Source organism: Celeribacter marinus, from assembly GCF_965656515.1.
Lineage (GTDB): Bacteria > Pseudomonadota > Alphaproteobacteria > Rhodobacterales > Rhodobacteraceae > Celeribacter > Celeribacter marinus_D.
Genome location: NZ_CBFHKW010000089.1, coordinates 1 through 5,872, shown reverse-complemented (window position 1 = coordinate 5,872; position 5,872 = coordinate 1). Strand labels below are relative to the sequence as shown.

Sequence of the window (5,872 nt, the reverse complement as noted above, 5' to 3'; positions counted from 1 at the left end):
CATTTGCTCGGTGAGGTCGAGGTAGGCGAAGTCTACGCGGCGCGTGTCGATACCCTTTGGCCGGATGTGCGTGATGCCCTTCGTGATGAGCGTGACACGGTTGGCACCATTCGCCGCCTTGATGCGCCTGACGGATTGTTGCGTGTGCGTATTTCACAAGCGGATGGCATGGAAACGGCACTGGCGGCCGTGCGCGCCTTGGCCTCTCCTGTGGTGTCGCTGACCGCAGCGGGCCAAAAGGACTACGTAGTCGCGGCCAATAATGATGTGATTACGGTTGAGTTGTCGGAGGCTGAAAAGGCCGCCACGGATACCCGCACCATGCAGCAGTCGCTCGAAATTATCCGCCGCCGTGTGGATGAGGTGGGCACGCGTGAGCCAACCATCCAACGCCAAGGCGAGGATCGCATTTTGATCCAAGTGCCAGGCATTGGCTCGGCCTCTGAATTGAAATCCTTGATCGGCACTACGGCCAAACTGACGTTCAACCCTGTGGTCGGCCAGACCTCGAACCCTGACCAAGCGCCTGGTGCGCGCAATTTCATAGCACCTTCGCTCGATCAGGCGGGCGTCTACTACATCCTCGAAGAGACCCCCGTGGTCTCTGGCGACGAGTTGACGGATAGCCAGCCCGCGTTTGACCAAAACGGACGCCCCGCGGTGACGTTCCGTTTTAACCCAACGGGCGCGCGCAAATTTGGCGACTACACGGCTGCCAATGTCGGCGCACCGTTTGCGATTGTTCTTGATAACGAAGTGATCTCTGCGCCGCGCATCAACGAGCCGATCCGTGGCGGATCTGGTCAGATCACCGGTAATTTCTCGGTCGAGGAAAGCACGCAATTGTCTGTGTTGCTGCGTGCCGGTGCGCTCCCTGCCAAGATCAATTTCCTTGAAGAACGCACCATCGGTCCGGAACTTGGGGCCGATAGCATCGAGGCGGGCAAACTGGCCACAATGGTGGCCTTTGGGGCTGTGTTGATCTTTATGGGCGTGTCCTACGGATTGTTCGGCAACTTTGCCAACATCGCCTTGATCATCAACGTTGGGTTGTTGTTCGGATTGTTGTCGATGATCGGGGCGACACTCACCCTACCCGGTATTGCGGGGATCGTACTAACGGTCGGGATGGCCGTGGATGCCAACGTGTTGGTGTTCGAGCGCATCCGCGAGGAATTGAAAACCGCCAAAGGGGTCGGGCGCGCCATTGAACTTGGCTACGAAAAAGCGCTCTCGGCAATCATCGATGCCAACATCACCACCTTTATCACTGCTGCGATCTTGTTCATCATGGGGTCGGGGCCTGTCAAAGGATTTGCGGTCACGCTCGCCCTGGGGATCATGACCTCCGTGTTCACCGCCATTTTTGTGACCCGCGCGATGGTTGTTATGTGGTACGGCCGCAAAAATCGCAAAGGTTGGACACTCAAGGGTCTGAAACTCGTGCGCGATGATACGACCGTTGATTTCTTTAAGGTCGCCAAACTCACATTCGGGTTCTCCGGCATCCTGGTTGTTGTGTCATTGGTGTCTTTCCTGCTTTTGGGGCTCAATTTCGGCATTGATTTCAGAGGTGGGACAACCATCCGCACCCAATCGGAATCCGCGGTGGATGTCGCTGATTACCGCGCCGCCCTCGCGCCTTTGGGCTTTGGCGATGTGTCGATTACCGAAGTGTTCGATCCAAACTTTGCCGAAAACCAGCACGTGGCCATGATCCGTATCGAGGCTCAAGATGACGTGTCATCGGTCGCGCCAGAAACGATCCAGACGGTTGAGGACGCGCTCAAGGTTGTGGACGAAAGCATCACGTTCCCCTCGGTGGAATCGGTCGGGCCAAAGGTCTCGGGGGAGCTGATCAAAACCGCCATTTACGCCGTTATCGCCGCTATTGCGGCCGTCCTGTTCTACATCTGGCTGCGGTTCGAGTGGCAATTCGCCCTTGGCGCGGTGGTTGCCTTGGTTCACGATATTGCCATTACAATCGGCATTTTCGCGATCTTTAAAATCCAGTTTGATCTCACGATAATTGCGGCCTTGCTGACCATCGTGGGCTACTCGCTCAACGATACTGTTGTGGTGTTCGACCGTGTGCGTGAGAACCTGCGCAAGTACAAAAAGCTTGAACTGTCGGGCGTGCTCAACATGTCGATCAACGAAACACTGGCACGCACTGTGATGACCTCGGGCACGACCCTTGTGGCGCTGATCGCGCTGTTGGTCTTGGGCGGTGATGTGATCCGTGGGTTCGTTTTTGCCATGACGCTCGGCATTGTGGTTGGTACGTGGTCGTCGGTCTTTGTGGCCTCCAACATCTTGTTGTGGCTCGGTGTCAAACGGGATTGGGACAAAAAAGACCCAACGCCGGGTATCCAAGCAGACGGCAGTGCCGTTTGACCCTTTTGACAGCATAAACGCGGGACGCCCTCCATGCAGATCAATGATATGCCCTTTGCAGATGCGGTGCCGATTGACGGCTATGGTCCGAATTTCTTTCGGGTCAAAGGCGTGGTCCACGAGGGCGCGATGATGCTCATGGGGGCGAGCGCGACACAGTGGGGGGGCTACGACGATGTAGCGCCTTTGTTGGCGCTCGCTGGGCGCGTTGATTTCATTTTGTTTGGCACTGGGGAAGAGATGACGCATTTGCCGCCCGCCTTGCGCCAACAGCTTGACGCTGCAGGGATCGGGGCCGAGTTCATGGCGACACCCACCGCGTGCCGCAGCTATAACATCCTAGCCTCCGAAGGACGCCGTGTAGCTGTGGCGTTGCTGCCCGTTTGATCGGTGTCAGTTTGCCCGTCATACTATACGGTGTAGGGTGCGTAATATGAACTTGATCCATGTTGAAAATCTGACCGTGTCACGCGGTGGTATGCCCGTCCTTGAGGGGCTGAATTTCTCGGTGTCGGGGGGTGATATTCTGGTGCTGCGCGGTCCCAATGGGTCAGGCAAAACCACGTTATTGCGCACATTGGCGCGATTGCAGCCGCCCTACGCGGGGGCCGTGATGTGCGATCCTGAAACGGTGGCCTATGCGGCGCATGCGGATGGATTGAAATCAACCTTGAGCGTGACCGAAAATCTCGCCTTTTGGGCGGGGATCTATGGCGGACACAATATTGAACCCGCGATTATGGCGTTCGATCTGGACGGGTTGCGAGACCGACTTGCGGGCAATCTTTCGGCGGGCCAAAAACGCCGCTTGGGTTTGGCACGCTTGTTGGTGACGGGACGGCCCGTGTGGGTGCTCGACGAGCCAACCGTGTCACTTGATGCGGCTTCGGTGGCGTTGTTCGGTGCGGCGGTACAGGCGCATGTCACTGCGGGTGGGGCGGCGGTGATCGCCACGCATATTGATCTGGGCGTCGATGAGACGGTGTTTGACGTCACCCCGTTCAAGGCGCGCGCAGACACGGTTCACAACGATTTTGACGAGGCGTTTTTATGATCCGGCTGTTGTGGCGTGATTTGACGCTTGGCGTGCGGGCAGGGGGCGGCTTTGGCCTTGGCCTCGGGTTCTTTTTGATTCTCGTCACGCTTGTTCCGTTCGGGGTCGGGCCGAACGCCGAAAACCTAGCGGTGATTGCGCCGGGTATCTTGTGGATTGGGGCGCTGCTTGCGTGTCTTTTGTCGCTCGACCGGATTTTCGCGCTCGATTTTGAGGATGGATCATTGGATCTATTGGCCACTGCGCCCGTCCCGCTTGAGGGGGTCGTCGCGATGAAGGCCTTGGCGCATTGGATCACCACGGGGTTGCCTCTGGTTGTTGCTGCCCCCGCACTTGGGTTTTTGCTCCATCTTGACGGTGCGGCCTACCGTTGGCTGATCATCACATTGTTGATCGGCACGCCTGCGCTGTCCTTTATCGGCGCGTTCGGTGCCGCGCTTACGGTCGGTCTGAAACGCGGTGGGCTGTTGATGAGCCTTCTGGTGTTGCCCCTCTATATTCCCACGCTGATTTTCGGGGCCGAAGTGGTGCGGCGCGGCGCGGACGGGTTTCTTGTGACCACGCCATTGATGATGCAGGCGGGAATTTCGGCCGGCTCGGTAGCCTTGCTGCCCTTTGCCGCAGCCGCAGCGATCCGGATCGCGTTGAGGTGAGTTGAGGCTTATATGCGTTTGATCTAATGTGTCGGACGATAAAGGGAGAACGACATGGCGTCAGGCATGAACATTATCTGGGAATGGGCCAATCCGCGCAAATTTATGGCGTGGACGGATCGCGCGTTGCCAACCATCGCGGTTTTGGCCGCCATTGTGTTTGTATGCGGTTTGGTTTGGGGCTTTTTCTTTACGCCCGATGATTACCGCCAAGGTGCCACGATCAAGATTTTCTATCTCCATGTGCCTTCGGCGATGATGGCGATTAACATCTGGGTGATGATGTTGGTCACCTCGTTGATCTGGATTGTGCGGCGTCACCATGTGTCTGCATTGGCCGCCAAAGCGGCCGCTCCCATCGGGGCGATCATGACGCTCATCGCGCTATTCACGGGGGCGATTTGGGGCAAGCCGATGTGGGGCACCTATTGGGAATGGGATCCGCGCCTGACCTCCTTTTTGATCCTGCTGCTCTTTTACATCGGCTATATGGCGTTGTGGGAAGCGATTGAAAATCCCGACACGGCGGCGGATTTAACTTCGGTGTTGTGTCTTGTCGGCTCGGTCTTTGCGCTGTTGTCGCGCTATGCGGTCAACTTTTGGAACCAAGGCTTGCACCAAGGGGCATCGCTGTCGATGGATGAAAAGGAAAACGTGGCGGATGTGTTTTGGTATCCCGCCTTGGTGGCCATTGCGGGGTTTGTCCTTTTATTTATCACGCTTGTGTTGCTGCGCACACGGACCGAAATCCGCCAACGCCGCCTGCAAGCCATTGAAATGCGCGAAAGGGTGCAAGGCTGATGATGCCCGATCTTGGAAAATACGCGGGCGATGTGTATGCCGCTTATGGTGTGTCGCTGCTGTTGCTGGGTCTGTTGATCTGGCGGTCTTTAGCACGCTCACGCTCGGTGAAACGCCGTCTTGTTGATGCGGAACACCGCAAAGCTGCGCGGGCGAAAGGATCTCAAAATGCCTAAAATATCCCCTCTTATGGCGGCTCCGCCGCTGTTGTTTGCGGTGCTTGCGGGGCTGTTCATTTTTGGAATGGGCCGCGATGATGCGTCTCGGTTGCCGACCGCACAGGCGGGCAAGGATGCACCGTCCATTGCCGCGCTCACGCCGTTGGGTGATCTTGCGCCCTTGAGCGACGAGATGCTGGATCAAGGCGGGGTCAAGCTCGTCAACTACTGGGCCTCATGGTGTGCGCCGTGCCGCGCCGAGCACCCGCAACTCGAAGCGATGGCCGAAAGCGGCATCACCATTTATGGTATCAATTACAAAGACGAAGCCCCCAAAGCGCTTGGTTTCTTGAACGAGTTGGGCAATCCTTACGCCGCAATCGGTCAGGACGGCCCCGGGCGCACGGCGCTTGAATGGGGCGTGTACGGCGTGCCTGAAACCTATGTGATCGACGCCAAAGGGAAGATCACATACCGCTTTGCAGGTCCGATTACCCAAGATGTGTTGGACAAATATATCAAGCCTGAGATTGCGAAAGCCGCCGCAAACTAAGGCGATGCTCGGACCCTATCACATGCAAAAGGCCGCCCCAATTGGGACGGCCTTTGTCGTTTTGTCTCGCATCGTTTAGCTGAGTGCCTGGTCCAGATCCGCAATCAAATCCGCGGCGTCTTCGATCCCGATGGACAGGCGAAGCACGTTGCGGCCAACGCCCGCTTTGACCTGCTCGGCGTCCGTCAACTGGCGGTGCGTGGTCGAGGCAGGGTGGATCACGAGGGAGCGGGTATCGCCAAGGTTGGCAACATGG

8 protein-coding genes are annotated in these 5,872 nt (G+C 57.4%); 7 read left to right on the top strand and 1 reads right to left on the bottom strand.

The genetic code is table 11. From position 1 onward, the window contains the following. The 7 genes from secD to ACTG34_RS13170 all read left to right on the top strand — a co-directional run. On the top strand, nt 1-2,397 hold a 2,397-nt coding region (gene secD, locus ACTG34_RS13200; protein WP_439105351.1), incomplete at its 5' end, for a protein translocase subunit SecD. Between the two features lie 33 nt (nt 2,398-2,430). After that, nucleotides 2,431-2,784 (top strand): Mth938-like domain-containing protein, encoded by a 354-nt coding sequence (locus ACTG34_RS13195; RefSeq protein WP_439105350.1) that lies wholly within the window; start codon nt 2,431-2,433, stop codon nt 2,782-2,784. 46 nt (nt 2,785-2,830) lie between these two features. Then, the gene (gene ccmA, locus ACTG34_RS13190) at nt 2,831-3,451 is read left to right on the top strand and encodes a heme ABC exporter ATP-binding protein CcmA (protein WP_439105349.1); all 621 of its coding nucleotides are present in this window, start codon (nt 2,831-2,833) and stop codon (nt 3,449-3,451) included. Further along, nucleotides 3,448-4,104, top strand: a complete 657-nt coding sequence (gene ccmB, locus ACTG34_RS13185) for a heme exporter protein CcmB (RefSeq protein WP_439105348.1) — start codon at nt 3,448-3,450, stop codon at nt 4,102-4,104. The genes ccmA and ccmB overlap by 4 nt, the downstream gene beginning before the upstream one ends. Nucleotides 4,105-4,158: 54 nt before the next feature. Beyond that, complete coding sequence (locus tag ACTG34_RS13180) at nt 4,159-4,905, top strand: heme ABC transporter permease (RefSeq protein WP_439105347.1); 747 nt, start codon at nt 4,159-4,161, stop codon at nt 4,903-4,905. Next, a complete protein-coding gene (ccmD, locus tag ACTG34_RS13175) occupies nt 4,905-5,081 on the top strand; it encodes a heme exporter protein CcmD (protein WP_439105346.1) in 177 nt (58 codons plus the stop codon). Before ACTG34_RS13180 ends, ccmD begins: the two co-directional genes overlap by 1 nt. After that, nucleotides 5,074-5,616 carry a DsbE family thiol:disulfide interchange protein gene (locus tag ACTG34_RS13170; protein WP_342842191.1) on the top strand — a complete coding sequence of 181 codons (543 nt, stop codon included), beginning with the start codon at nt 5,074-5,076 and terminating at the stop codon, nt 5,614-5,616. The genes ccmD and ACTG34_RS13170 overlap by 8 nt, the downstream gene beginning before the upstream one ends. A 75-nt stretch (nt 5,617-5,691) precedes the next feature. Here the strand turns inward: ACTG34_RS13170 and ACTG34_RS13165 are convergent. Beyond that, nucleotides 5,692-5,872: PLP-dependent transferase (locus ACTG34_RS13165; protein ID WP_439105345.1), on the bottom strand; the 181-nt coding region annotated here is incomplete at its 5' end.